This is a genomic window from Paenibacillus sp. EKM10P (genome assembly GCF_011800655.1).
Lineage (GTDB): Bacteria > Bacillota > Bacilli > Paenibacillales > Paenibacillaceae > Paenibacillus > Paenibacillus polymyxa.
Genome location: NZ_JAALET010000005.1, coordinates 106,882 through 132,177 on the forward strand (window position 1 = coordinate 106,882; position 25,296 = coordinate 132,177).

29 protein-coding genes and 1 pseudogene are annotated in these 25,296 nt (G+C 44.4%); 5 read left to right on the plus strand and 25 right to left on the minus strand.

Annotation, left to right across the window (positions count from 1 at the left end):
- Nucleotides 1-36: 36 nt before the first annotated feature.
- The 6 genes from HFE01_RS14995 to murI form a co-directional block, all read right to left on the minus strand.
- Nucleotides 37-522, minus strand: a complete 486-nt coding sequence (locus HFE01_RS14995) for a tetratricopeptide repeat protein (RefSeq protein WP_167438443.1) — start codon at nt 520-522, stop codon at nt 37-39.
- A gap of 147 nt (nt 523-669) precedes the next feature.
- Nucleotides 670-1,650 (minus strand): S8 family peptidase, encoded by a 981-nt coding sequence (locus HFE01_RS15000; RefSeq protein ID WP_019687057.1) that lies wholly within the window; start codon nt 1,648-1,650, stop codon nt 670-672.
- Between the two features lie 185 nt (nt 1,651-1,835).
- Nucleotides 1,836-3,230 (minus strand): MATE family efflux transporter, encoded by a 1,395-nt coding sequence (locus HFE01_RS15005; RefSeq protein ID WP_107734187.1) that lies wholly within the window; start codon nt 3,228-3,230, stop codon nt 1,836-1,838.
- A gap of 68 nt (nt 3,231-3,298) precedes the next feature.
- Nucleotides 3,299-3,721 (minus strand): metallothiol transferase FosB, encoded by a 423-nt coding sequence (fosB, locus tag HFE01_RS15010; protein WP_107734188.1) that lies wholly within the window; start codon nt 3,719-3,721, stop codon nt 3,299-3,301.
- 14 nt (nt 3,722-3,735) lie between these two features.
- The gene (locus HFE01_RS15015; protein WP_107734189.1) at nt 3,736-4,587 is read right to left on the minus strand and encodes an aminoglycoside phosphotransferase family protein; all 852 of its coding nucleotides are present in this window, start codon (nt 4,585-4,587) and stop codon (nt 3,736-3,738) included.
- 103 nt (nt 4,588-4,690) lie between these two features.
- On the minus strand, nt 4,691-5,545 hold the full coding sequence (gene murI, locus HFE01_RS15020) for a glutamate racemase (protein WP_107734190.1): 855 nt from the start codon (nt 5,543-5,545) through the stop codon (nt 4,691-4,693).
- A 239-nt stretch (nt 5,546-5,784) separates the two neighbouring features.
- On the opposite strand from murI, the gene HFE01_RS15025 reads away from it, so the two are divergent.
- Entirely contained in the window at nt 5,785-6,411 is a 627-nt protein-coding gene (locus HFE01_RS15025) for an FMN-dependent NADH-azoreductase (protein WP_016821060.1), read from the plus strand.
- Nucleotides 6,412-6,551: 140 nt separating this feature from the next.
- Here HFE01_RS15025 and HFE01_RS15030 read toward each other — a convergent pair whose 3' ends face one another.
- From HFE01_RS15030 to zwf, 8 genes are all read right to left on the minus strand, one after another.
- Nucleotides 6,552-7,061: a hypothetical protein gene (locus HFE01_RS15030; RefSeq protein ID WP_017428339.1), complete on the minus strand. Its 510-nt coding sequence runs from the start codon at nt 7,059-7,061 to the stop codon at nt 6,552-6,554.
- Between the two features lie 174 nt (nt 7,062-7,235).
- A complete protein-coding gene (locus HFE01_RS15035) occupies nt 7,236-7,523 on the minus strand; it encodes a hypothetical protein (RefSeq protein WP_107734191.1) in 288 nt (95 codons plus the stop codon).
- Between the two features lie 377 nt (nt 7,524-7,900).
- Complete coding sequence (locus HFE01_RS15040) at nt 7,901-8,986, minus strand: lactonase family protein (RefSeq protein ID WP_107734192.1); 1,086 nt, start codon at nt 8,984-8,986, stop codon at nt 7,901-7,903.
- Between the two features lie 69 nt (nt 8,987-9,055).
- The gene (locus tag HFE01_RS15045) at nt 9,056-9,502 is read right to left on the minus strand and encodes an OsmC family protein (protein WP_025364698.1); all 447 of its coding nucleotides are present in this window, start codon (nt 9,500-9,502) and stop codon (nt 9,056-9,058) included.
- A gap of 55 nt (nt 9,503-9,557) precedes the next feature.
- Nucleotides 9,558-10,766 carry an MFS transporter gene (locus tag HFE01_RS15050; RefSeq protein ID WP_107734193.1) on the minus strand — a complete coding sequence of 403 codons (1,209 nt, stop codon included), beginning with the start codon at nt 10,764-10,766 and terminating at the stop codon, nt 9,558-9,560.
- 384 nt (nt 10,767-11,150) lie between these two features.
- Complete coding sequence (locus HFE01_RS15055) at nt 11,151-11,825, minus strand: SOS response-associated peptidase (protein WP_017428335.1); 675 nt, start codon at nt 11,823-11,825, stop codon at nt 11,151-11,153.
- A 157-nt stretch (nt 11,826-11,982) separates the two neighbouring features.
- On the minus strand, nt 11,983-12,876 hold the full coding sequence (gene gnd, locus HFE01_RS15060; protein WP_044785625.1) for a phosphogluconate dehydrogenase (NAD(+)-dependent, decarboxylating): 894 nt from the start codon (nt 12,874-12,876) through the stop codon (nt 11,983-11,985).
- 58 nt (nt 12,877-12,934) lie between these two features.
- Nucleotides 12,935-14,437, minus strand: a complete 1,503-nt coding sequence (zwf, locus tag HFE01_RS15065; RefSeq protein ID WP_107734194.1) for a glucose-6-phosphate dehydrogenase — start codon at nt 14,435-14,437, stop codon at nt 12,935-12,937.
- Between the two features lie 292 nt (nt 14,438-14,729).
- On the opposite strand from zwf, the gene HFE01_RS15070 reads away from it, so the two are divergent.
- Nucleotides 14,730-15,050: a winged helix-turn-helix transcriptional regulator gene (locus HFE01_RS15070; RefSeq protein WP_014599691.1), complete on the plus strand. Its 321-nt coding sequence runs from the start codon at nt 14,730-14,732 to the stop codon at nt 15,048-15,050.
- A gap of 143 nt (nt 15,051-15,193) precedes the next feature.
- Nucleotides 15,194-15,523 (plus strand): hypothetical protein, encoded by a 330-nt coding sequence (locus HFE01_RS15075; RefSeq protein ID WP_167438444.1) that lies wholly within the window; start codon nt 15,194-15,196, stop codon nt 15,521-15,523.
- A 10-nt stretch (nt 15,524-15,533) separates the two neighbouring features.
- On the opposite strand, the gene HFE01_RS15080 is transcribed toward HFE01_RS15075, so the two are convergent.
- The 3 genes and pseudogenes from HFE01_RS15080 to HFE01_RS15090 all read right to left on the minus strand — a co-directional run bounded on the left by HFE01_RS15080 (nt 15,534) and on the right by HFE01_RS15090 (nt 18,857).
- Nucleotides 15,534-16,457, minus strand: a complete 924-nt coding sequence (locus tag HFE01_RS15080; RefSeq protein ID WP_167438445.1) for an NAD(P)/FAD-dependent oxidoreductase — start codon at nt 16,455-16,457, stop codon at nt 15,534-15,536.
- A gap of 405 nt (nt 16,458-16,862) precedes the next feature.
- Nucleotides 16,863-17,842: pseudogene (locus tag HFE01_RS15085) on the minus strand (aldo/keto reductase).
- 49 nt (nt 17,843-17,891) lie between these two features.
- Complete coding sequence (locus HFE01_RS15090; RefSeq protein WP_107734198.1) at nt 17,892-18,857, minus strand: aldo/keto reductase; 966 nt, start codon at nt 18,855-18,857, stop codon at nt 17,892-17,894.
- Between the two features lie 179 nt (nt 18,858-19,036).
- On the opposite strand from HFE01_RS15090, the gene HFE01_RS15095 reads away from it, so the two are divergent.
- Nucleotides 19,037-19,708 (plus strand): TetR/AcrR family transcriptional regulator, encoded by a 672-nt coding sequence (locus tag HFE01_RS15095; RefSeq protein WP_243208200.1) that lies wholly within the window; start codon nt 19,037-19,039, stop codon nt 19,706-19,708.
- Between the two features lie 389 nt (nt 19,709-20,097).
- Here HFE01_RS15095 and HFE01_RS15100 read toward each other — a convergent pair whose 3' ends face one another.
- From HFE01_RS15100 to HFE01_RS15125, 6 genes are all read right to left on the minus strand, one after another.
- A complete protein-coding gene (locus tag HFE01_RS15100; protein WP_107734200.1) occupies nt 20,098-20,700 on the minus strand; it encodes a nitroreductase family protein in 603 nt (200 codons plus the stop codon).
- A gap of 106 nt (nt 20,701-20,806) precedes the next feature.
- Complete coding sequence (locus tag HFE01_RS15105) at nt 20,807-21,085, minus strand: hypothetical protein (RefSeq protein WP_025364693.1); 279 nt, start codon at nt 21,083-21,085, stop codon at nt 20,807-20,809.
- Between the two features lie 129 nt (nt 21,086-21,214).
- Entirely contained in the window at nt 21,215-21,541 is a 327-nt protein-coding gene (locus tag HFE01_RS15110) for a (2Fe-2S) ferredoxin domain-containing protein (RefSeq protein WP_017428329.1), read from the minus strand.
- 35 nt (nt 21,542-21,576) lie between these two features.
- The gene (locus tag HFE01_RS15115) at nt 21,577-22,077 is read right to left on the minus strand and encodes a metallophosphoesterase family protein (RefSeq protein WP_019687047.1); all 501 of its coding nucleotides are present in this window, start codon (nt 22,075-22,077) and stop codon (nt 21,577-21,579) included.
- A gap of 24 nt (nt 22,078-22,101) precedes the next feature.
- Entirely contained in the window at nt 22,102-22,536 is a 435-nt protein-coding gene (locus tag HFE01_RS15120; RefSeq protein WP_107734201.1) for an Rrf2 family transcriptional regulator, read from the minus strand.
- A gap of 97 nt (nt 22,537-22,633) precedes the next feature.
- On the minus strand, nt 22,634-23,011 hold the full coding sequence (locus tag HFE01_RS15125; RefSeq protein WP_016821045.1) for a DivIVA domain-containing protein: 378 nt from the start codon (nt 23,009-23,011) through the stop codon (nt 22,634-22,636).
- A gap of 142 nt (nt 23,012-23,153) precedes the next feature.
- Between HFE01_RS15125 and HFE01_RS15130 the strand changes: the two genes are divergently transcribed.
- On the plus strand, nt 23,154-23,723 hold the full coding sequence (locus HFE01_RS15130) for a TraR/DksA C4-type zinc finger protein (RefSeq protein ID WP_016821044.1): 570 nt from the start codon (nt 23,154-23,156) through the stop codon (nt 23,721-23,723).
- Between the two features lie 115 nt (nt 23,724-23,838).
- Here the strand turns inward: HFE01_RS15130 and HFE01_RS15135 are convergent, their stop codons facing one another.
- A complete protein-coding gene (locus HFE01_RS15135) occupies nt 23,839-24,843 on the minus strand; it encodes a Gfo/Idh/MocA family protein (RefSeq protein WP_017428326.1) in 1,005 nt (334 codons plus the stop codon).
- A gap of 19 nt (nt 24,844-24,862) precedes the next feature.
- Nucleotides 24,863-25,225 (minus strand): replication termination protein, encoded by a 363-nt coding sequence (locus tag HFE01_RS15140; protein ID WP_013310011.1) that lies wholly within the window; start codon nt 25,223-25,225, stop codon nt 24,863-24,865.
- Between the last annotated feature and the right edge of the window lie 71 nt (nt 25,226-25,296).

Consider the following 25,296-nt stretch of genomic DNA (forward strand, 5'->3'; position numbering starts at 1 on the left):
ATACACAATGCCGCTTATGCTCTCACTCCGGCCTACTTATTCCTCGATCTGGTCTAACTTATCAGCATAATATTGAATGGCACGGGAGTACTCCTGTAATGTTATGTCTGCAGTCGTTTCAGCCAACTCCATGAGCAGCCCCTCCATGGCCTTCCCGTGTTTCCCCAGATTATATAACACCATAGCGTAGAATACCCGAAACGGTCTGTAATCCGGAAATTCGTTCATTCCTGTGTCCAACCACGCTTTCGCCTTGGCGTAATCCCCTAATACACGATATGTACTGCTTAATCCTAGGATGGCTCCTCTCCTGGAATCTGCGGCTAGTGCCATACCTAGGCTTTTTTCATAAAAGGGAACCGCCTCCCTTTCCATGCCCAATACGTCGTGCGTCCATGCTGTCTGATACCATAACTCCGCTTCTTTCGGCTCCTGCTCAAGGACCTCTAATAAAAGCTCACGTGCTTCCATTGCCTGTCCTGTACGTCTTAGATCGCTGACTTTTGCAATCATTTGTTCCATGCTAATTCCCCACTTTTTTCTTGACTATTTCCTTGAGATACATGTTACCCGACATTTGAATACGATGTAAATGGAGATTCTCAAATAAAATGAAGCGCACAAAAAGACTCTCCGCTTAGGAGAGTCGTTATAGTCCGTTGTTACGACTTATTTAACCTTTAAGGATGCTGTACTCAATATTCCCGCTACACGTTGCGTGTCGAAAATACGGGAAAGCTCCTCCACTGCTGTCAAGTACAGCAGGCCGTTGCCCTCCATCTTAGGAGAATTGCCGAGTGGAATTGTGCGTTTGATGAGTTGGGCGTATAATTCCGGTTCGGTGAGATCACGCTCAAAGCTCGCATTCGCCAGCTGCTTAATCAACGCCAATGCACCTGCTACGTGCGGAGTAGCCATCGATGTTCCGCTAAAGGTCGCATATTTCCCGCCCGGAACTGTGGACAAAATATCTTCTCCTGGTGCAACCAAATCCACCTCATTATTAGAATTACTGAACTCTGAGGCGTGTCTGTCAAAGTTGATAGCACCTACGCTGATCACTTCATTATAACAGCCAGGGTAGCCGAGCTCGTCCGTTCTGTCGTCACCGTCTCCCTCATTTCCAGCTGCACAGATGACCAGGATTTGGCTGGCTACAGCCTTTTTTACTGCTTCATGAAGCTCAGGCACATCCTCAGGGCCGCCAAGCGACATCGAGATGATGTCTGCCTTTTGCTCAATTGCATAATAGATACCTTGGATGATCCAGTCATATTGACCGGAGCCCTGCTTGTTTAGCACTTTGATGATGAGCAGATCTGCCTCTGGGGCGACACCTACGACACCATTCTCATTTTCCGCTGCCGCAATGGTTCCTGCCACATGTGTACCGTGACCGTTGTAATCCTTGAAAATTTCCGGATCACCTTCGTCATCATCCGTGAAATTGCGGCCACCAATAATGCGTGCCTTCAGATCCGGATGGTCCGCATCACAGCCCGTGTCCAGTACCGCCACCTTTACTCCTCGGCCTCGAGTCTGGTTCCATACCGCAGGTGCCTGGATCATCTCCACCCCTCGCGGTATTTCATTCACTTGTTGCTCCTGCTTGATCACTTGGTAAGGAATGATATGCACTTTACGTTCCATCTTATTCCCTCCTTCATGGATTCAATTGGAAACCATCCGTCTTTGAAACTTTGAAAACCTCTACTGCATTCGAGGTTACTATATTCTAGCAATTTTTGAAAAGTTTGAACATCCCAATTTGCTTATTTTTGCAAAAAAAACAGACATCAACCAAATCAATTGGGAAATGTCTGCCTCTATGAGCCTTAGATTGATTCCGCTTGTAGCTCAGCCTTAGATAGCAGCGATTTGTGCTGCCATTTCCGGCCTTTCCAGCGTAAATAGTGAAAAATACCTCGTACCCATTCATCGCATGCATGTGCTATCCACACACCCAGCACACCATATCCCATATGAATGCCTAGCACATATGCTAGCGGGATTTTGATCCCCCACATTGAAATAATGGCCATCATTAAGGGGAACTGAACATCTCCTGCTGCTCGCAGAGAGTTAATGACCACGTGATTGAACACACGGCCCGGCTCCAGCAATATACAGAACAACAAAATCGCTGCCCCTAATTGAATGATCGCTGGCTCGTCCGTAAAGATCGCCATCACTTCATATCGGAAAAAGGATACAGCCACGATCACAGCAATCGTAATGACTAGTGACCATTTCAGGCTTCGTAAAAGTTGATGATATGCTTTTTCCTTGTCTCCTGCTCCAATCAGGCGAGCCACAATAATTTCGGTTCCCTCGCCGACGGCCATTCCAAATACCATAAAAAAATACACAATCGTATTCGTATAGAAATGAGTTGCAATCGCTGTTGTACCCATAAAGCTGACAAATCGGGTCACCATCATTTGACTAAGCTGATAAGAAAGCCATTCCAGCCCGGCAGGAATACCAATTTTCAGGATCGCCACCAGCTTGCTCCATTGAAGCTGTACATAATATTGGATACGAATCGGCGCACTTACACGTTTGTACAGCAGGATAAAAATCCACACAAATGCGACGACGCGGCTAATAACCGTTGAAATCGCTGCTCCCGCCACTCCCATTTGCGGCAGACCAAACCAGCCGTATATGAGCAATGCATTTCCCACAACATGCAATATATTCATACCAATGCCTACGATCATCGTATCTTTGGTAAAACCATGCGAGCGAATGACCGGCCCTGCGGTTAGCATAAGGGCTTCCAAAAACAGCGAACCCCCTGCCAGCATCATATAGATTTCTGCATTTTCCTTAATGGTCGGAGTAATATGATAGAAGGATAGTAAAAAATCCCGGCTCACGATAAACATCAAACTCAGCGCCAGGCCAAATACCAGATTAAAGGTTAGTGCCGATGCGGTAACACGGCTTGCGTCCACATGCTTTTGCGCACCTAATAACTGAGCAATGATCACACCTACTCCAAGACCAAGCAGATTGAAGAGTATAATCGTAAATTCAATTAACTGTCTGGATACACCGACAGCCGATACAACCTCATCTGAAACATGGCTAAGCATGAACGTATCCACGCTACCCATCAAAATATGAAATAGCATTTCTATGAAGATCGGCCAAGTAATCGCGAAAACCGTCATCGTTTTAACGGCCTGCGCTTGCTTGGAGCCACTTTCCTGCGACAATGACATACTTATGTATTCCTCCCGCTTCCGTATGTAAATCCAAATTTACTCATACATTTTTTGATAACGCTTACTTATTCGTAAAAAGTCATATGTTTTTTATCATTTTTATAATATTCCAAGCGGTCCTGCAATTGTCCTGTGTGGAATTCGAACTTGTGTCCGTCTGGATCTGTAAAATAGACTGATCTTTTATCCTGTTCATTTCGCTCACGTCCGGGCAGAATAGGGACATTAAGAGTTTTCAGCTTGTTAAGCATACTTTCAAAATCCGCTTCCGCTACTGAAAATGCAATATGCGTGTAGGAATGATGAATTTCATTTCTCAGAATATCCTCTTCCACATTGAGAGCCAACCACATTCCCAGGCAATCCAGATAAGCCAGCTTGCGTCCTTTAACGAGCAGTTTTCCATCTAGTATATTCTGATAGAATTGTATAGACTTCTCCAAATTAGACACCGAAAAGCAAATGTGATTCCATCCTTGTATGCTCATGCTTCCTATTCCTTTCAACGAACCCTGTTCAGCCAGTAGTTCCATGCTTCTGTATATTGGTCTAGATCTTCCGGATGATGGCGAATGCAGGTAGCTATACGAAAGTATAATCCCTGTAGCACTTCCCTGTTCAGCTCATATTCCCCTGTCATCTCTGGACTAAGCTTCTCTACTGCCGGCAAAATGGTATCGATGGTCAGCCTATCCGGTGAAGAACAAAAGGCATATATCAAATCATACAGAGGTTCTCCCACCACTGGATCAGGGTCAATAATACCTGTCAATGTACCATCTTCGGCAAACACAAAATTATGTACTCCGAAATCGCCATGAAGCAAATATTTAATATTCCGTTGCGGTGATCCGGCCACAAGAGTATGGATGAACCGATGATTTTCTGGGGGTAAGACGTCTTGTATAATCTTTTCGGATTCTTTCGTTCTGTGGAGCAAAAAATCTCTCCATTCCACAAACGGATGATCCGAATAACCATACTTGCGTTCCTCTCGAAGGGATTTGTAGTGTGCAATGACCTCTGTCGCCAGACTGAGCAGCAAATCATCCTTATTTCTTTCACTATATTGCCTAGTGAATCCTGGCTTGAACGCATATACCAAATAACGATGCAGGGAATCTACATAAATCACTCGAGATAGCTTCTCAATCTGTGCATAGGTAAGCAAAAATTCTGCCTCGGCTTTTACAATCGCGGGATCATTTTGCTTAATGACATATCGTGGTCTGGTACCGTCCATGACAACAACCACTTCACTCGAAGTTCCGCCAGTCAGCGGTTTGAGATTTTGCATATGGCTTTCAAGCACGCCTGCTTCATACAGCTCATTCAGGATAAATTGAATGTCCATGTAAAACCTCCCTATGCATCTGATCCATAAATAATACGACAAATAATGTGGCTGGCGCTTCAGATTGCTGATCTAGCCCACCTGTTCGCCAGCCATTCTTTTCTTACAAATATATTTTTTCATGCTCCGCATAGATTTCAAGCGCCCGCTCCATCTTATGGACATAGGCTTTATCCTGACTGGTACATAGAAAAGTGACATGTCCCTCCTGCAATTGGCCGGTTGTCAACGGAGCTGCCAGTAAATTACGCTCGGACAGCACCTGTTTCAAGCGTTTGACCGTTCCCTGGCTCCCATCAATGAGCTGAATATGAGAAGGCAGCAGTTCTCTCAAAATTTCCTTATAAAATGGATAATGTGTACATCCCAATACGACCGTACCATAGACGTCTAAGTTAAACGAAGACAGCTTATGGTTAAAATAATTGAACAATTCCGTACGGTCAAAATTCAACTGTTCGCAATATTGTACGAGCTCCGGCAAAGGCAATGAGTCCACACTTCCGTGATCGTCAACTCTGGATACCAGTGCCGCATAACCGGATTGTTTTAATGTCAACGGTGTCGCCAGCACCAGAACTCTTTTACCATTGGCTCGGTTCATCTCGACCGCTGGCTTCACGGCTGGTTCCATTCCGATAATCGGAAATTTATATTCCTTCCTTAGCTCCGCCACCGCGATACTTGTAGCCGTATTGCAGGCAATCACCAATGCCTTAATATCCTCTTTTAGAATCGTTTGCACCGAAGCCTTGACATAACCAAGCACCTCTTGGGGTGTTTTCGTTCCATAAGGAACATGAAGCGTATCCGCCATGTAAACAAAATTTTCGTTTGGCAAACGTCTTAGCGCCTCAGACAATACTGTAACTCCACCCAATCCCGAATCAAAAAAACCTATCTTCAAGCTACTCACCTTTTTTCGTTCAACTATGGTGTTAAATCTTGATGGCACCATGTTCATTTCCTTCCTCGCCTATCCAAGCATACTCTTCATTAGACTTTACATTTAAATTTTACCGCAAAACTGATATTTTGCAAAAGAAACACGTAAATTTCACAGTGTAAAAAATAAAGCAGCTTTTCAAAGTAAATTTAATATAGAAGTGTTGACAGATATTATCTTTATATTGTAATATTACGTGGTAACTTACTAACTAAACTTACTTATTCAACTTACTTAGGGGGAAATAAATCATGTCTAAAGTATTATTTGTCAAAGCTAATGATCGTACAGCTGAAGAATCTGCAACAGTTAAATTGTATAACGCATTCGTGGAAAGCTACAAGTCTTCCCACCCATCTGATGAAATCACTGAGCTGGACCTGTTCTCCGTCGAGCTTCCTTATCTGAATGCTAACATGATCAACGGCACGTTCAAATCCGCAAGAGGCATGGAGCTGAACGCAGAAGAAGCTCGCCTGGCAAACATCGCTAATGGTTACCTGGATCAATTCTTGGCAGCAGACAAAGTCGTATTTGCTTTCCCGCTCTGGAATATGACGATTCCAGCTGTACTGCACACATACATTGACTACCTGAACCAAGCTGGTAAAACATTCAAATACACTGCTGAAGGTCCTGTAGGTCTTGTAACTGACACTAAAGTAGCCCTGTTGAATGCAAGAGGCGGCGTTTATTCCGAAGGGCCTGCTGCTGCTGCTGAGATGTCTTTGAACTTCATGAGCAACATCTTAACCTTCTTCGGTGTTAAAGACATTGTGAAGGTTGTACTGGAAGGACATAACCAAGCTCCTGACCAAGCACAAGAGATCGTTGCTTCTGCCGTACAACGTGCAGTAGACGCAGCAAAATCGTTCTAATTATATATATGAAGAAAAGAGGATGTCCGCACCCTTTTATGGGATGGAAATCCTCTTTTTTTGCTACAAAATACAAAAACACGTGCTCCCCTGATCTGTGATCAAGTAAGAAGCACGTGTCTGTATGAGCTTACCTCTATTTAAGGAATGAACTGCTGCACGATTTTTACAACCTTACCGTCACGAAGCGTAACATGGTATGGAAATTGGCTGAGGTCCAGAACATCCTTTTTAGCAAAATCCTTCTCAAACTGTGCCAAAGGAATGGATTCGTTCCATTGCACGTCTGTGTCTTCTATATTCCCTGTGTGGTCATAAATCTGCACCTCTACCGTAGCATCTGGTGCAACCTGATACACGTCATTTTGTACGGAATTGTTTACGATGTAGTAGCCATCCGGCGCTCCATCCAATCCTGTATTTCCTTCATGCTCCACAAATGCTTTGTCTGCTGCTGCGCCTTCGTACCATTCAATCGGGTCTGCTGACAAATAAATTTGTCCATCGCGAATGTCCATTTGGTTTATATATACGGTCTCCTGATTTTCAGCAGCTGCTACAGGTGTGTAGCCTTGCGCTGTTGCCCCTGCCGTCGTAATCAGCATCATCATCAAAGTCAATACGGTCCATTTCGAAGCTAATTTCATCATGTCTGATCTCTCCTTGCCGTTTGGGTATGTACACGGTGTCTGTAAGCTTCATTACCCTTGTGTACCTATCATAAACTTTGAACGGTTAAAAAGTGTATCAGATACATAAAAAATAAGTTACGATTTTTTAAGACTTGGTCTTAAAACTTGATGACATGTCCTAATTTACCTTTGTTATTTTAGTAATCCCACCTGACGTGCCTGTTCCTCGGTGAGAATAAACTCTTCATTTTGCCATACCTCGTCCTCTTTGGTTACAGCAAACATCCCCATAATCTCTGTCCAGATTCCTTTGTCGGCGGCTTCCTTTTGTGTAATGATTATTTTCATATGAATCCCATCCTCCTCAAGAATGCGTGCAATGTGTAGCCCACTGCGTAAACAGATGGTTTCTCCGATCGCTACTCCAAATCCACTGCCCGCTTCGTTACTCAGCTTATCCTTGCCATTCTCATCTTTCATGAATTTATCCAAAACAACAACGATCTAACAAACTGATACCAATACTTAGACTAAAATATATCTTTTCGTTTCAAAGCTCCAACCCTTATATATGGGAGCCACAGTGCTTGTCCTAAATTGCAAAAGGGATAACTGTTCCGCTTATAACATATGTACCCTTTTCCCACCGAGATTATTCGTATTTTATTTATGATCTTAAAACTTTATATTACTTCCGTGGGTAATGATCTATTTGGAACGACTGGGTATAAAATAAAAACGGCTGCAGTTATCCTACAAGCCGTTTCTACTAATAAATTTTTATGTTTGGTCCGTTCTCGTAGCGGTCACGAGCCGCATACCGTTACTTCAATAATTCTGATGTTTTTGCTCTATTTTTACACGGAAAAGTAAAAAGGCTGTACGCATACAGGCTTGGACACAGTTACTTGTTGTCCATTATAGGTCAAGCGGCCGCTTGCCTTGTCCACTTTGAAGGTAACAATATTGTTGGTGTCGCGGTTAGCCACGAGCATATAATCACCATTAGGTGTCAAAGCAAAATGACGCGGATGCTCGCCTTCAGCAGATACATGCTCCACTAGACTCAGCTTGCCTGTTGCAGCGTCTACAGCGTACACTACGATGCTATCATGTCCACGGTTGGAACCGTAAAGATAAGCTCCATCCTGTGAGATCGCAATTTCTGCAGTTGTGTTTTCGCCAGTAAAGTCAGACGGCAATGTCGGTACACTCTCCAGCTCAGTAAGCTTACCAGCTTCTGCATCATATGCAAAAGAAGTAATGGAAGAATCCACTTCGTTAATAACAAAAGCAAATTTACTGTTCGGGTGGAAAGTCAAGTGACGTGGACCTGCACCTGCATGGGTTTTTGTTTCACCGTGCAGCACCAGTTGCCCTTTGCTGTCATCAATGGTATAAATACGGATCAGATCCAGTCCAAGATCTTGTACGAACAGGAAGCGGCCGTCCGGGCTAAAGAAGCTGGAATGTGGATGTGGACGATCCTGACGCTCAGGATGCGCTCCTTTGCCCTCGTGCTGTTTAACATCCAGCAACTCACCGATACGTCCGTCCTCAGTCAGAGACACCAGCCCTACCATACCTCCGTGGTAGCTGACCACAATCAGGTAACGATCGGATGGATCACGCTGAATGTGACAAGTTGTGGAGCCTACGTTTTCCGCACGATTTAGCAATGTAAATGTGCCTTTAACCGGGTCAATTTCAAAAGCAGAGGCTTCGCCTACCTTCGCTCCTGCAGCGGAAGTTGTCTCGCCAATGGAATACAGCTTCCGATTTTTAACATCCACATTTAGGAATGTAGGATTTTTCAAGCCGGAGAACTCATCCTGTAGTGTCAGGGCTCCTGTCTGTTCATTAAAAGTATACGAATAAACTCCGTTACCTTCCAATTCGGCGTAAGAGCCTGCGAATACGAGCAATTTTTGTTGTGCTGTCATGGTTGTGTCCTCCTTGGATTAAAAAAATGATGGGCAATTGGAATGATTGCGCCTGTTACAGATATTGCTTTAAGAGGCGCGCTCCACCACAGGCTCTGTAGACAATGCTACATTTCCTGCTACGGCACGCGAGATCATACATGAGGTTTCAGCCTGCTCTGCAAGGCGCAATGCTTGTTCGATTTGTGATTCTGCTGCATCGACGGACAATAGAACTCGCGGACGATGCACGATTCGGCGATATGTAAAAATATTGTTCGTTACATCGACGATCCCTTCCGATTCCAGTGCCAGTGATACCACCGGGAGACTGGCACGCTCCATCATCGCCGCCAAAGTAATCAGATAGCAGGTAGCAGCTGCACCGAGCAGCATTTCATCCGGATTGGTGCCCACACCAGGGCCTCCCATCTCAGCCGGAATCGAAATCGCTGTTTGCAACTGTCCGGCCTCAATACGCCCGTCGCTGTTGCGCCCCCCGTTCCAGTCTGCCTTGAGCAGAAAGGTATGCTCCATTTCAGGTCACTCCTCTCTCTTGTATTATGAATCTTTACACAGGTGAATGTAAAGGTTAGTCAATCTCCTGATTTTTAGTTTCGGTACCCAGCAACCATACAGCAACTGCTCCGATCAGGATCGCTACGAAGAAAATCGCAAAGATAGATGGTAACGCTATGCCTTGTCCTACGAGTATACCAACCACAAAAGGCCCGATTACGCCCCCAATACGGCCAAATGCAGCTGCCATACCCACACCGGTAGAACGGGCAGACGTTGGGTATAGCTCCGGGGTATAAGCATACATGGCGCCCCATGCACCGAGATTAAAGAAGGACAAGCAAATACCAGCAGCCAGCAGCACCCCTGCCGTTTCCGAAGTTCCAAACCAAATAGCGGACACTGCTGTGAGCAACAAGTAGATAATTAGTACAAATTTGCGACCCAGCTTTTCAATCAGATAGGCAGCGGTAAAATAACCTGGTAATTGTGCAAGTGTCATGATTAGGACATACTCAAAGCTTTTAACCAGCTCAAACCCTTTCATAAACATTATGCTTGGCAGCCACAGGAACATGCCATAGTATGAAAATACAACTGTAAACCATAAAATCCACAGCATTAGCGTAGACTTGCGATGGGGTCCTGACCAAATCGCAGCCAAGCGTGCACGTAACGGAAGTTTGACGCTTTGCTGTTTGTATCGCGGTGAATCCTCAATAGCTCTGCGCAAATAAAGAGCGTACAGGGCAGGTACTGCGCCGAGAATAAAGGCAAGCTGCCAACCATATTTCGGAATAACAAAATAGGCAATAAGAGCCGAAAGAATCCAACCTGCCGCCCAGAAGCTTTCCAGCAGCACAACCGCTCTCCCTCGTTCTTTCACAGGCACTGATTCTGACACCAGTGTCGAAGCAACAGGCAATTCTCCACCTAAGCCTGCGCCAGCAATAAAACGCAGCACCAGCAGCATACCGAGACCTGTAGCCAAAGCAGACAAGCCACTGGCAATGGAAAAGATCAACAGGGTCCACACTAATATAGCGCGTCTGCCGTAACGATCTGCCAAAATCCCTGCCAAAGCAGCCCCAAATACCATTCCTATCGAATTCATTGCAGTCAGCAGACCAATCTGCTCTGACCCGAGATGCCACTCCTTAGCCAATGCTGCGACTATAAATGAGAGCAGCCCCACATCCATAGCATCAAACAGCCAGCTAAGTCCTGCGCTAAACAGCAATTTCCTTTTTTTGGCTGGTGGTAATGAAGTTAATTCACTCATGATCCGCTCTCCCTTAAAAATGCATCGTATGTAGACGTATATTCAGGTGTCTTGTCACCTGTAGTCCAGCCTCTATTGTACCGCAAGCTTCCTCAATCCGCGAGCATTTTAACGCAGAAAAAAACGGAAGATTGCCTACGGCAATTCTCCCGCCTTCTGGAACCTGCCACTTACCGGTTTTGGACCAGACCGATGATCGTCACCATGAGCACCAGCAGCTGGATGAGTGTATCGTTACTCATTCCAATCGCCTCCATCCCATATGAGATACTCCTTCGGCCGTTTCCCCTCTCCCCGGATTATGACGCTTGTTCCCCACTACATACCTATGCAGGTGGCGGGAAGCTTATGATCAATATTAGACATAAATCTTCAAACATACATTTAAGGTTTAATCCAGGACCACTGCAAATCCATTTCCTGAATGCATTCACGACTATCATGTTCATCATTGGCCACCAGCGGGGTCACCGGATAGATGCTCATATCACCTTGCTCATACGTGCGCAATAAAGGCAGCAACTCATCAATGTTCTGGAGCGACGGATCTAGCCATGAATCTATTTGGTCTACTTCCAAAATAGCGGGCATACGGCTGTCAAATTCACGTATATCCGTATTAGCTTGAACCGTCATCATCGTACAGGTGCGTAACGGTTCCTTTCGGCTATCCTGCCATATCTCATATAGCCCCGCGACCGCAAACATTTTCTGTTCCGGCAATACCACTCGGACGGCACACATGCGTTTTCCTAATTTTCGCCAATAATAAAATCCATTGCACGGAATAATACAGCGACGGGTTTCCGCCATCTTGCGATAGCTAGGATTTACCCGAACGGTATTCAGGTCTGCATTGACACAATCCTTGCCCCAATAGGGAATAAATCCCCAGCGAAATTCATCAAGCACCCGTTCTCCATCCTGATGCAGCACGATTGGAACATGCTGGGTGGGACTCATGTTATAACGTGTTTTATAATAATACATGACACGTTGTATACCAAAATGATCCCTGACCTCATCCAAATCTGCCGATAACGAAAATCTTTTGCACATATGCAATTCATCCCTCCGCCTTTTTTTACCTATTGTGCGGATATACAAGGAAAAATATGCATAAGGAAGAATTTTACAAAAATCTGATACTCAAAAACATATAGCAATATCCCCGCAGTCATGAAGCTACGGGGATAGATACTAACTTATATCGTTATTACTTCTTCTCTACAGCGTGGCCGCCAAATTCATTGCGCAGTGCAGCAACTACTTTTCCGTTGAATGTATCGGCATCCAGCGAACGGTAGCGCATCAGCAAGGACAAGGCAATGACCGGAGTTGCTGCCTGAAGATCCAGTGCTTCCTCAACTGTCCATTTACCTTCGCCGGAAGAGTGCATAACCCCACGGATTTCCTCCAGGTTTGCATCTTTGGAAAATGCGCGTTCTGTCAAGCCCATCAGCCAAGAGCGGATAACGGAACCGTTGTTCCACACACGCGCTACTTGTTCGTAATCAAAGTCAAAGTTACTTTTCTCCAGCACTTCAAAGCCTTCACCGATGGATGCCATCATGCCGTATTCCACACCATTGTGAACCATTTTCAGAAAATGTCCGCTACCGGATTTACCTGCATACAGATATCCATTTTCCACCGCTGTATCGCGGAAAATAGGCTCAACAACTGCCCAAGCTTCTGGATCGCCACCGATCATATAACAAGCACCGTTTCGCGCGCCTTCCATACCGCCAGAAGTTCCTGCATCCATGAAGCTAATACCATATTCTTTCAGACGGGCATGGCGAGCAATGGACTCTTTGTAATGAGAGTTTCCGCCTTCGATAATGATATCTCCTTTGGACAACATCGGTTGAAGCTGATCCAGTACAGAATCAACAATTTGGTGAGGAACCATAATCCACAGCACTCTAGGGGATTGAGTTGCTTGCACAAGCTCTTCCAAAGTAGAAGCACCCTTAGCTCCATATTCCTTCATTTCTTGGATTGCAGCTGCGTTGACGTCATAAGCCACAACTTCATGCTTATGATCGATCAGGTTTTTTCCAAGATTCAAGCCCATTTTTCCCAAACCAATTAATCCTACTTGCATTATAAAGGCCTCCTGCCGTAGCAAATATATATTTTGTATACACTTTTTTTATGTTGGGTTAAGCACGAACGACTGCTTTTTCAGAGCTTTCGGACTTTTCGTCCAACCACCATGTAAAGCCTTGTTCTTCCAACAATTGATCTGAAGCTTCTGGACCGTAAGAGCCTGCCGCATACGTGTGAAGCGGAACTTCACCACGGGCAAAAGCTTCCAGTACTGGTTGAACCCACAGCCATGAAAGCTCCACTTCGTTCCAATGAGCAAAAAAGGTGGAATCACCGCGCAGCGCATCATAGATGAGGCGTTCATAGGCTTCTGGAACATCCTTAGCCTCGGAATGATAATTCATCAGAATCGTCTCCAACTGGCCATTGTTCAGCGGATCTCTACTGTTCAAACGAAGTGTTACTTTTTCATCCGGGTTAACATGGATGATCAGCAAGTTCGGGTCTGTCGGCTGCCCTTGAGCAGCATAAGGATCTGTGTTGTCCTTTTTAAATTCCACGACGATACGAGTGGATTTTTCTTTCATGCGTTTGCCAGTACGAATATAGAACGGCACACCCGACCATTGTTCATTATCAATCCAAAGACGAGCTGAAATGAACGTATCATTTTGCGAATCAGGTCCGATATCCGGCTCTTCTTTATAGGATGGAACTGCTTTTCCGTTGATTTCACCTTCGGTATATTGTCCTCTAACTACGTTGGATTTAATATCGGAAGGATCGAGGGCACGAAGCGCGTCCATCACCTTACTTTTCTCGTCCCGCACCTGGTCAGCTGTGATATGTCCCGGTTTGTCCATCGCCGTCATCATCAGCACCTGCAGCATGTGATTTTGTACCATATCACGAATAGCACCGGAGTGATCGTAGTATCCTGCTCGCTCCTCTACACCTACAGTCTCAGATGCGGTAATTTGCACATTGGCAATGTACTGGTTGTTCCATATACCTTGAAGCAATGGATTAGCAAATTTCAAGGCTTCCAGGTTTTGAACCATGGGCTTACCTAAGTAATGGTCAATACGATAAATTTCATCCTCAGCAAAGGTTCTGCTCAGGCGATCATTCAGCTCACGTGCCGATTCCAAATCATGCCCAAATGGTTTTTCAATAATGAGTCGTTTCCAACCCTTCGTTTCAGCCAAACCACTTTCCCGAATATTGTGGGCAATCACATCAAAAAATTCCGGTGCCACCGATAAATAAAACATGCGGTTCCCCGGAATTCCCAAGTCATTTTCACGTTGCTCAGCAAGCTGTAGCAGCTTTTTATAATCTTCCGGGTGGTTAACGTTCAATGCGCTGTAACGGAAAGCACTTAAGAACTGATCCATCTGTGCACGGTCTTCATTCACATGTCTGGAAAAATCCTTAATGGATTGCTCTACATTACTTTGAAATTGCTCGTCTGCCACTTCACGACGCCCCATCCCAATTACAGAAAAGGAAGCCGGAATTTTACCTTCTACAAACAAATTATACAAGGCAGGGTAAATTTTGCGTTTGGCCAAATCCCCTGTCGCTCCAAATAAGACAAATGTCATTGAATCCATGAAATATTCCTTCTTCCCATTATAAAAGATGAGGTTATTAAAAGTTACCTGAGGAATTAACGTAACCCATAATACACCCAAAATAAGGGGCAAGTCAATCAAATTTTAGCGAAATCGTGAACATTCGATATATCCTGTAATGATAACGTTTTCTGTGGTATGATTGACGATAGGAAAGAGAAAAAAACTGTTAAAATTGTCACAGTTGATACAATGCATTATAGTTACTATTGGTATACAGAGTTACTTTTAGTATACTGTTTAAAACAACAATGAAATTGAGGGGATTCAGATGAGCGACGACAGGCAGCCTAAGCTTTTGTGCGGTAAGGTGGAACAGTCCTTTCAGATCATCAGCAAAAAATGGACCGCTCTCATCATTCATACTTTGATGGAACATCCCAAACGATTTAGTGAAATTCAAGTCTCCATACCTGATCTTAGCAAACGCATGCTCAACGAGCGCATCAAGGAACTAGAGCTTTCCGGCCTAATCCTTCGCAATGTCATCACAGAGCGGCCTGTGCGTACCGAATATTCGCTGACACGTAAGGGTAAAGAGCTAGGTGATGCATTGAATGGTGTGGAGAGCTGGGCCGAAAGATGGCTCTAACCGCTAACAGGAGATCGGCAAATACGCTCTCCTGTTATTGTGTTACTCCATGTGGATCATAATACAAGCAATAGGACGAAAATAATGGGACAAGCACGCAATAGCTCATGATTTCAGTAATGAGCCAGGAAAGGATGAGACCGATGGCATTTGGCATCACCGGACAGGAACTACTGACCTGGAAAAGAGAGGTCAGCCGTGGCCAGATTGCTTTTCTAACGCATTATTGGCTGGATGACCGCTTTCCAGGCATTACAACTGTCACCAAGGTGGGCTGTTCTGACTTGAATAAGCTACGCTCATGGTGCAAGCTCAACGGATTGGACCCCCAGTATATACATCAGCGTCAGCCCTATCCTCATTTTGATCTCATCGGTAACAAACAGACGGAAATTTTACGCAAGTATGGCATGAGCGATCAACTAAGACGCTTCGAGCCTCATCTTCAACCAAGTACACGCCCATCGTTCTAAACCGCAGCTCTCAGAGTTGCGGTATTTTTGTTTTCATACCGGATAATACCTTGTGTATCCAGATCGCTGACATAGCTCCTTCTCCCATTGCAACCGTCGCTTGCTCGGCATGAGCCCCTAAGTCTCCGGCCACCCATACATGTTCCACGTTTGTCATTTTGCTGCGGGGATGCGTCTCAATATGCTTGTTATGCAGCAGATGCACACCCATTTGCTCCGCCAGCTCTGAATGAGCATGGTTGCTTCCAAAGGCTAAGAAGCCCCGCTCTGCTCGAACCACTTGTCCATCAGCCAGCCGCACTCCTTCAAAACAGCCCGGTTGTCCCGTGATAATCTCAGAAATGGTTGCTTCCTTATATTCAATCCCTTTTTCCCGTAGCTTCACGATCAGCTCGTCCGGTACTTCTGAACGCTCATGATTGACATAGACAAGGTGATCGGTACGTGCCGACAAAATCAAGGCCATGGAAGCTCCCGATTTGCCCGCCCCCATGACGACTGTACTGCGATCCTGGACCTCATACCCGTCACAGTCCGGGCACACATATACACTGTTGCCCAAGCAGGCTTGTAGCCCTTCCAGCTTTGGAAAACGGTCCGTCAGCCCTGTGGCCAATAACAGCGTTTTTGACGTATAAACTGACCCTGCCTCCACTTCAATATCAAAAAGCTCATCTCTCTTGGTCGCTTTTATCGCCTTACCATCAACAAATTCAGTGCCTAGCCTCGTGGCTTCACTACGTCCAAGCCGTCGTAGCTCTTCACCAGAAATCCCATCAGGAAAGCCCAAAATATTATGATACTGATGGCACAGCGTAGATCGACCATAGCCCGAATCGATCACCAGCACCCGATGACTGCTGTATCTGCCCAATTGAATGGCTGCTTGCAATCCGGCAATTCCCCCACCGACAATAATGCAATCGTAGTTCATGTCCTAATTCCTCCTTCAAATACGTGCAAATGCTAAACATCTGCAAAAAAAGCAATCACACTTATGTAAACTTCTCATCCAATTTCAAACATAATATCACCCACTTACGGATGAATTAACCTCGTGCTCTATGTATTCCAAAGGTCACACTCCTTAAAAAATGGAATGGCAAACAGCACTGAGGATTATCTGCAGTGCTGTTCTCAGGTCGAATCTGAATCATTATACTATTGTGATCATTGTTTATAAAAATGGCCAATACCTTTTAATATCTCTGCTATAGCTCTTTCTCAAACTCTAGAGTTAAGAAGTTATAAACCATTAACAGGCCCCTTGGGCTTGATAATGGTCATACTTTCTATTATAGCTCATCCCAATATTACCAATTGTTTGTGAACAGTAAGATTAAGCATCAAGAGCGCTCATATCCAGATGAGCAGCTCCGAATGCAGCTCCCTTAGGAACTGCTTCATCGATTCGCTTCAAATCTTCTTGTGTAAGCATTATTTCTGTAGCACTGGCATTTTCCTCCAAGTACTTTCTACGTTTCGTTCCTGGAATTGGAACAATGTCGTTTCCTTGTGCCATTAGCCAAGCTAATGCCAATTGGGAGGGCTTAATGCCTTTCTCGGTGGCTATTTCTTCAATAAGCTTTACGAGATTCAGATTTTTGATGAAATTCTCCCCTGAAAACGGGGCGAGAACCTTCTGGCATCGTCTTCCGCTAGGTCTTCGAACTTTTGGATTTGACCTGTTAGAAATCCGTACCCGAGCGGACTGAAGGCGACAAAACCAATCCCGAGCTCGCGACATACTGCCAAAATGTCATCTTCTACATCGCGACTCCAGAGCGAATACTCCGACTGCAAAGCAGTAATGGGATGTACCGCATGTGCGCGCCGAATAGTTGCCACGGAGGCCTCAGACAACCCAATATGACGGACTTTGCCCTCACGTACCAGTTCGGACATGGCACCAACCGTTTCTTCAATAGGAGTATCAGGATCGATCCGATGTTGATAGTACAAATCGATATAGTCTGTGCCAAGTCGGCGAAGACTGGCGTCGCAAGCCGCTTTAACATATTCGGGACGACCATTCACGCCAAGATTTGCACCGTCATCGCTTCGCACAACTCCGAATTTTGTTCCCAGAATGACTTTGCTACGCAACCCTTTCAAGGCTTTGCCGATGAGCTCTTCGTTATCACCTACGCCATACATATCCGCCGTGTCCAGAAAATTTATACCCAGTTCGATAGAACCGTGCAGTGTACGGATCGATTCTGTTTTGTCACGACCACTGTAAAAATCGGACATACCCATGCAGCCTAGTCCAAGTGCCGAAACCTCCAAGCCGCTTTTGCCTAGCATTCTTTTCTTCAAAAGATTCACGCCTTTCTATTAAATTAAATGATATGGTGTCAATATCTTCTTATAAATTAACTTGTTTCATTCCTTGCTCAGGCATACGTTCACCATATGCTGTTGGACTAACAGCATCAATACGGGCTAAATCTTCAGAAGTAAGCTGAATGTCAACAGCACATGCGTTTTGTTCTAGATATTTTCGGCGTTTCGTACCTGGAATTGGCAACGCGCCATTGGCCATTGTCCAGGCTAGCGCTAATTGTGGGACAGTACAGTTTTTCTCTTTAGCAATTTCACTAAGCTTGTCTACTATATCAACGTTTTTCTGAAAGTTATCACTTTGAAAACGAGGTAGATATCTACGAAAATCATTATCATCAAGATCCTCAAATTTTCGAAGTTCGCCGGTGATGAATCCCCTGCTTAGAGGACTGTAAGCTACAAAAGTAATTCCCAGTTCTTTAATGGTAGGAAGAATCTCCTCTTCAATGTCCCGACTCCAAAGAGAATATTCCGATTGTAATGCGGAGATTGGATGTACCGCATGTGCTCGGCGAATCGTAGATGCGCCGGCTTCAGAAAGACCAAGATAACGTACTTTTCCTGCTTTAACTAGACCAGCCATAGCACCAACCGTCTCTTCGATTGGGATATCAGGATCGACTCGATGCTGATAATAGAGGTCGATATAATCAATATCAAGACGCCGTAAGCTTTCATCGATTGCTTTTTTAATGTAATCAGGATGTCCCCCGATAAACTCCCAATCAGGTCCAAATGAAAACTTAGTAGCGACAATCGCCTGCTCTCTGCGCCCCTTCAGTGCTTTGCCTAAAAGTTCCTCATTATGTCCTTTGCCATACGTATCAGCGGTATCAAACAACGTTATTCCAAGATCTAAAGCTCGATGTATCGTTTTAATAGACTCTTCATCATTTATGGTTCCATAAATACCCGGAGACATTCCCATCATACCCAATCCAATAGAAGAAACAACAAGATCACTATGGCCAAGTTTCTGCGTTTTCATTTAAATCATCCTCACTTTAAGTAGTTAACTGCCCATTCATCTTACCACACAAAGTATATAAATTAAACACTTTATATAAAAAACGTCTATTTAATCAAAATAATATGTGATGTATCTGTTATTATGGATTTAGGGTATAATTATATATTCAGATTACAATGAACATGGGGGTTTATGATTTGAGTAGCAAAATTAACAATTGTGATAAAATGAATGAGACGCGAAATAAGCTTATTACAAAAATCCTTCCTTACTTTCGAAAAAATGACCTTCAATCTGCTCGAATGGATGAAATCGCAAAAGTGATGGAGATTAGCAGAGCGACTTTATATAAATACTTCTCAACTAAAGAAGAAATAATCTTATACATCGTGGATGGTTTTGTAGATTACATGAATGAACTGACTTCAAATTCTTTAGATTCAGATCAAAATTTTGGTATTCGATTCCAACAAATATTTGAACAATCTGTCTTGCTTGTCGAATACTTTACAGATGTTTTCTTAAATGAACTCGAAAATAGTTATCCAGATTCTTATGATCGATTGAATGAAGCCATGAAGCAGCGAGAACAGCAAGTATTAACTTTCTATGAAGAAGGCGTTCGAAAAGGCATTTTTTATAATATCAATGGCAAGCTGCTAATCATGCAGGATGAACTTCTTCGAAGTCTGTTTAATGTCAAATATTTAATGACAAACCAAATAACCATTCAACAAATTTTATATGATTATTATCAATTAAAGAAAATTCAGTTATTTAAACCCGAAAAAATTTCAGCTGTCGATGATGAAGTCATGATGCCGAGAATTGAGTATTTGGCTCAAAAGATTATAAAAAATCTTTTTTGATTCATAGTGAGCATCAATCACCCTCTGCATCAATTCTTCCAGTTCCTCCTTTTCGTTTATCGTCTCACTTACTTCTATGATTTGTTGTTCATAACCGTTTGGTGAAATTCCAGCCGCTTGGACTTGCAGTAGCCCATTTTGACTGCCGCATAAGAGTCGATCCCGAAAGGGCGAATTTTCGCCCCTTAACGGTACCGGTATGAATCTTAGTAGATATTCGGGTGAGTGCCGAAGGCGGTGAGGCTTGCCCGGATTTCCGCTTAAATGAATTGGCAGGCTGTACTATATGAAAGTAAAAAGGTGAGCATGAATATCCAATAAAAAAACCGCCGGCGGCGGTTTTTTTTATTGGATATTGGTTATAGGTTATACGAAAATTCGCAAAACCCTTACTTAAATGTTTTTACGCGTTCCTCAATCGGCTGAAATTCTTTGTCACCTGGTTGGAATGTCGGTTTACCAAATGGCATTTCAGCAATCAGTTTCCAGTGCTCAGGAATGTTCCATTCATTTTTCACTTTTTCGTCGATCAAAGGATTATAGTGCTGAAGAGATGCGCCCAATCCTTCTTGCTCCAGAGCCGTCCATACAACCAGTTGCAGCATACCGTTAGATTGATTGGCCCAGATTGGGAAATTGTCCGCATACGCTTCAAATTGTTGTTGCAGACCAGCTACCACGTTGTTGTCTTCAAAGAACAAGACCGTTCCGTAACCGCTGCGGAAACCGTTCATTTTCTCAGTAGTAGATTTGAATTGTTCTTCATTGCCTACCACTTCCCGCAAAATATCTTCTGTAATATTCCACAGTTTGTCATGATGCTCTCCGAGCAACACTACAGCGCGTGAAGTTTGGGAGTTGAAAGAGGTAGGTGTGTACTTCACAGCTTCCTCTACGATCTCTTGAATCCGTTGGTCAGAAATTACTTGTTCTTTGCTAATGCCATAATAGGAGCGTCTGTCTTTCAGAGCTGTGAAGAAGTCTTTAGTCATTTTGTTACCTCCTGAGAAAAATTAATTACTTTTCGTAACTTAATATACATCGTATATATCTTAAAGTCAAGAGATTTCTTTTTAAATATTACCAGTTAGTCGAAAATTATACGCCGCCATTATATTTTTTCTCACTAGAAGAGGTGTGCTTGGTTACATCCTTGTCTCTCTCCTCTTGTCTTTCCATCTTTAAATCCTCTACGGGAATGGCATCTACCGTCTGCTCGATTTCAAAACGGTCGAACAAGCTTTCCTGATCTGTCGGATACTGCTCTGCATGATCACGATTAATCGGCTGTTCCTGATGTTTAGATTCCGTTGTCTCTTTCCCCGTCTGGCTTTTTTGCTCATTCTCACCGTGTAGCTTATCTTCAAATGGGTTCATCTTTCTTCCCTCCCTATCGGATTGGTATCCACAGTATACTTTTACCTTTCAGGTTGGGGATTAAACGCAAAAAAGAGAAAATCTCCGAAAGATTTTCTCTACTCATGCTCTTATAGATCGTTGACTGGGTTATTCCGAGCTGGATTTACGTGTACACTCATGAAAAAGATGAGGTTCCAGCTTCTCTCCCGCTACGAGCTTCTGCACCAGCTCTGTACCTGAGGCGGGGGTCATTTGACCATACCAGTCCCCTTGCGGATATACGATCACAACCGCAGCATCATGACAGCGCCCATTACAACGAGTTCTGGTCGTATGAATATAGGCTTCTGCATGTTGTTTACGAATTTCATCCCGAATTGCTTGTGTAACTTCTTCGCCTTCATGTCGCATACATGTGCCTCCATTGCAGATCAACACATGATGCTTCATCGGTTCTAAATCAAAAATAGCCATAGCTTCCCCTTTAATCAACAGTTGTTGGTTTTATATCAATGTTTATCTGGATAAAGAACAAGCCGTGCTTCCATCTGCCCGTCTTCAATCGTCAGCACGATAAATGAGTATTCGTCTTCACCGCGCTTGTCCGTGGGAGACCCCGGATTAAGGACAAGCAGATCATCTATCTTTTTGACCACAGGAATATGCGAATGTCCATAAATCAGGCAATCCAATGTTTCTCCCTTAAATGTATTCAGTGCGATATTCTCTGTCGAGCCGCGCCAGCCGTGACCATGAACCATGCCGATCCGCTTGCCTTGGACTTCAACGATTCGTTGATAGCCTAGACGCTCCACGATGTCGGTTCCATCATTGTTTCCGGCAATGCCCTTCACAGGCGCAAATTCAGCTAGACGTTCATATACGAACCAATCCGTCCAGTCTCCGGCATGGAGAATGAGGTCACTGCCTTTTAACTCCTGCACAAGCCGACTAGGCAGCGTTTTGCTTCTATGTGGCATATGAGTGTCTGAAAGTACGATGATTTTCATATCAATTTCTCCTTACCGGCGTCTTTACACGGATGAACTTTGTTGTCCAATCCGCTGCTGGAGCGCCTGCTCCAGATCTCGCAACGTAACGGTCTCGAAAAACGCCTGGATTTTCTGCTCTGCCACGGTATATAAACCATCCAACAAAGCATCTATGTTCCTGCCAACCTCGCAATTGTGATTGCTGTCGGTATGAATGGCAAACAACGGACCTTCATCCTTGGTCGCTTCATAGATCATTTTCAGATTAATGTTTGAACTCGACATGCTTAGACGAAAGCCACGCGCTCCCGGTGACGAATCCACCAGACCCGCTTGCTTGAGTCGGCTCATAATTCTTCTTACAACTACCGGGTTGGTATTGATACTGGAAGCAATAAGTGACGAAGTCATTCGCTCGGGTGCCCCTTCAGCCAGAAGAAGCAGACAATGGATACTAACGGAAAAATGGGTACTCATGTTAACCACCTTTATTTGTGTGCCTCATTAAATGTTTGGTAAAATGCATGTTTCCATCATACCACAATAGAGGCAACGACACAGTGCTAACTATTCCTTACTCCGGAAAATAGTCATTTTCAGGGCGTACTCGCACTTTTAGTTGGCGCACACTATATTCCAACTGCTTAATGATATCCTCCAGTTGACGTCGGTCAAGTGCATTAAAGTCGGTGGCAGGCTTGGGTGCACTTTTCAAATCACGTATGGTTGCCTGCTGCTCCTGCCACTTGTCCATCAGGTCGGCTATATTCGCATAAAAGCGTTCATAATCCTTGATTACTTCATCCAGAAAGGCATCCACCTCATCCGGATCATAGCCGCGCATTTTATTTTTGAACTGTTTCTCATGAATGGAGAGCGCGTCCAGCTGAATGCCCAGTTGTTTAAACAACTGCTTTTGCTTATCCAGACGACGCTTCATATGTTCATCCATCGGTTTTCCCTCCTTAACACACTATTCTTTTTATATCACATTCTAGGCTGGGAATAAAAGTCTCTGTGATTGCTAGGCTTTATGAACGGGTATAAAAGAGCATACACGCCACTCATACAGACCATGAAGGGGAGAGATGATCATGAACCATTTGAACGATTCGCAGCTTGCAGAGCTGAAACATATGTTATTGGAGCAGAAAAAGGATTTAGAAAAACATTTTAAACAAAATGGTCAGGAAAATACGAAATTGGGAGAAACACTGACAGATTCCACAGGGGAACTCTCATCCTATGATAACCACCCTGCTGATATAGGGACGGAAACCTTTGAACGATCCCGTGATCTGGCGATTAATGAGTCGCTGGAAAACGAGCTGGAGCAGGTTAATGCAGCCCTGCAACGGATGGAAGATGGGACGTATGGAATATGTGTGGAGAGCGGCGAAGAAATTCCTTTTGAACGGTTACAAGCCATTCCATATACAGCCTATACCGTCGAGCACACGCCAACACGGGAATTATCGAATGACCGCCCAATCGAGGAACAGGTTATGACTCCGCCGCCCAAAGGTGCAGGTGAGGTTCGCCAACGGAATGCAGGACGATTTGACGATGCGGGCGCATGGGACGCAGTAGAAAAATACGGCACATCGAATTCGCCTGCGACAGCCGCCAAGCGTGATGTTACAGATTATGATGAAAATATGTAATGCTCGAATGTGCAAAGACTCATTAAAAATACCTATGTATTGGTTCATCTAAAAAAGCAGCTTGTCCTTGGGACAGGCTGCCTTTTTATGCCTTCTGGGAATACGGTAATCCTGCTTATCCAATCTCTATCCGTTTACGACTGCGAGCTGATTCAATACAGGCGTCGATCACTTTCATATTACTAACCGCATCTTCTGGCTCATATGGCAAAGGAATACCGTCAAGCACGGCTTTGGCAAAAGCATCAGCTTGCAGTTCAAAAGAATTAAAACCCTTTAGACGTTCCTCACGCGTAACCGAACCAACGTGAACGAAAATTTGCGGTACGACAGACGTTCTTTCCCAACCGAACATTTTGGGCATCGCAATCGTACCCTTGCTGCCAAGAATTTCCATGTTGGAACGGTTGGCTGCCCACATGCCACAATCGAAAGTAAGGTTGACTCCACCCGGAAATTCCAGCAGACCGGAGGCCATCATATCAACGTTGTCATGCTCCGGGGAAAATAAAGCATGTACCGTCACTGCCTCCGGCTCCCGATCCAAATACATACGAGCGGCTGATATCGGATATACGCCCACATCATACAACGAGCCACCGCCCATGCTTTTATTAAAGCGCACATTATCTGCCTGATCGGTATTGTTAAATGTAAACGTGCAATGAATGCCGCGAATGTCACCAATTTCCCCACTATTGATGATTTCCTTAATTCTTCGATGTTTGGGATGATAGCGATACATAAAAGCTTCTGCAAAAGTCACTCCTGCACGGCGACATGCTTCAATCATACGGCTTGTCCCGGCCGAGCTAAGAGAAGATGGTTTTTCACACAAAACATGCTTGCCGGCCTCCGCTGCTTTTATGGTCCATTCTTCATGCAGATGGTTCGGCAACGGTATATACACTGCTCCGATTTCGGGATCGGCCAACAGCTCGTCATAGCTTCCATAACTTCTCGGAATATCGAACTCCCGGGCGGCCTCAGTGGCTTTATCCGCATTACGACTAGCAATTCCAAGTACTTCTCCGCGTTCGGATTGCTGAATCGCCGGAATTACAGCGATTTTGGCGATCTCCGCCGTGCCTAAAATTCCCCATTTCAGCTTTCTACCCATCATTCTCATCCTTTCGTCGTCAGGAATAGTTGTCTTGTTCCGCTTTATGCAGCATACCTAAGCAACGGTCCAGGTCGGCTTTGACCTGCTTTTTGTACAGCCGAGCTTTCTCCTCTCCATCGTCTGTGAAATGATAGAGCACAATCTCCTGGAAATCTACACGCGGGTCTGTTCCTTTTAATCGTTTGGTACGGTAAAAAACGCCTTCCTGAACCAGTTCATGCAGTGCCCGGTAGACCTCGCTTTGAGGCGGAACATATCCGAAACCACTAAACTCATCTTTCATCGATTCGAGCATCTGATATCCATATCCGCGATGCCTCTCTACCATTGTGATCAGATAAATTTTGATAAAAGCCCGCTGGGATATCATAAACGCCATTTCACAACCTCCTCTACACCTTATTCAAGTCTCTTATCTTCCATTATAAACCACTCTGCGTCCATAGACTA

Coding starts and splice junctions, on each gene's coding strand:
- HFE01_RS15080 (WP_167438445.1), bottom strand. CDS start 16,457: ATGAACTACGATTGCATTATTGTCGGTGGGGGAATTGCCGGATTGCAA.
- HFE01_RS15110 (WP_017428329.1), bottom strand. CDS start 21,541: ATGGCTATTTTTGATTTAGAACCGATGAAGCATCATGTGTTGATCTGC.
- HFE01_RS15115 (WP_019687047.1), bottom strand. CDS start 22,077: ATGAAAATCATCGTACTTTCAGACACTCATATGCCACATAGAAGCAAA.
- HFE01_RS14995 (WP_167438443.1), bottom strand. CDS start 522: ATGGAACAAATGATTGCAAAAGTCAGCGATCTAAGACGTACAGGACAG.
- HFE01_RS15105 (WP_025364693.1), bottom strand. CDS start 21,085: ATGAACCCATTTGAAGATAAGCTACACGGTGAGAATGAGCAAAAAAGC.
- HFE01_RS15135 (WP_017428326.1), bottom strand. CDS start 24,843: ATGGGTAGAAAGCTGAAATGGGGAATTTTAGGCACGGCGGAGATCGCC.
- HFE01_RS15050 (WP_107734193.1), bottom strand. CDS start 10,766: ATGAGTGAATTAACTTCATTACCACCAGCCAAAAAAAGGAAATTGCTG.
- HFE01_RS15040 (WP_107734192.1), bottom strand. CDS start 8,986: ATGACAGCACAACAAAAATTGCTCGTATTCGCAGGCTCTTACGCCGAA.
- HFE01_RS15005 (WP_107734187.1), bottom strand. CDS start 3,230: ATGTCATTGTCGCAGGAAAGTGGCTCCAAGCAAGCGCAGGCCGTTAAA.
- zwf (WP_107734194.1), bottom strand. CDS start 14,437: ATGGATTCAATGACATTTGTCTTATTTGGAGCGACAGGGGATTTGGCC.
- gnd (WP_044785625.1), bottom strand. CDS start 12,876: ATGCAAGTAGGATTAATTGGTTTGGGAAAAATGGGCTTGAATCTTGGA.
- HFE01_RS15130 (WP_016821044.1), top strand. CDS start 23,154: ATGAACCATTTGAACGATTCGCAGCTTGCAGAGCTGAAACATATGTTA.
- HFE01_RS15125 (WP_016821045.1), bottom strand. CDS start 23,011: ATGGATGAACATATGAAGCGTCGTCTGGATAAGCAAAAGCAGTTGTTT.
- HFE01_RS15090 (WP_107734198.1), bottom strand. CDS start 18,857: ATGAAAACGCAGAAACTTGGCCATAGTGATCTTGTTGTTTCTTCTATT.
- HFE01_RS15140 (WP_013310011.1), bottom strand. CDS start 25,225: ATGGCGTTTATGATATCCCAGCGGGCTTTTATCAAAATTTATCTGATC.
- HFE01_RS15030 (WP_017428339.1), bottom strand. CDS start 7,061: ATGATGAAATTAGCTTCGAAATGGACCGTATTGACTTTGATGATGATG.
- HFE01_RS15025 (WP_016821060.1), top strand. CDS start 5,785: ATGTCTAAAGTATTATTTGTCAAAGCTAATGATCGTACAGCTGAAGAA.
- HFE01_RS15075 (WP_167438444.1), top strand. CDS start 15,194: ATGGCATTTGGCATCACCGGACAGGAACTACTGACCTGGAAAAGAGAG.
- murI (WP_107734190.1), bottom strand. CDS start 5,545: ATGGTGCCATCAAGATTTAACACCATAGTTGAACGAAAAAAGGTGAGT.
- HFE01_RS15000 (WP_019687057.1), bottom strand. CDS start 1,650: ATGGAACGTAAAGTGCATATCATTCCTTACCAAGTGATCAAGCAGGAG.
- HFE01_RS15045 (WP_025364698.1), bottom strand. CDS start 9,502: ATGGAGCATACCTTTCTGCTCAAGGCAGACTGGAACGGGGGGCGCAAC.
- HFE01_RS15100 (WP_107734200.1), bottom strand. CDS start 20,700: ATGACTAAAGACTTCTTCACAGCTCTGAAAGACAGACGCTCCTATTAT.
- HFE01_RS15055 (WP_017428335.1), bottom strand. CDS start 11,825: ATGTGCAAAAGATTTTCGTTATCGGCAGATTTGGATGAGGTCAGGGAT.
- HFE01_RS15035 (WP_107734191.1), bottom strand. CDS start 7,523: ATGAAAGATGAGAATGGCAAGGATAAGCTGAGTAACGAAGCGGGCAGT.
- HFE01_RS15120 (WP_107734201.1), bottom strand. CDS start 22,536: ATGAGTACCCATTTTTCCGTTAGTATCCATTGTCTGCTTCTTCTGGCT.
- HFE01_RS15070 (WP_014599691.1), top strand. CDS start 14,730: ATGAGCGACGACAGGCAGCCTAAGCTTTTGTGCGGTAAGGTGGAACAG.
- fosB (WP_107734188.1), bottom strand. CDS start 3,721: ATGAGCATACAAGGATGGAATCACATTTGCTTTTCGGTGTCTAATTTG.
- HFE01_RS15015 (WP_107734189.1), bottom strand. CDS start 4,587: ATGGACATTCAATTTATCCTGAATGAGCTGTATGAAGCAGGCGTGCTT.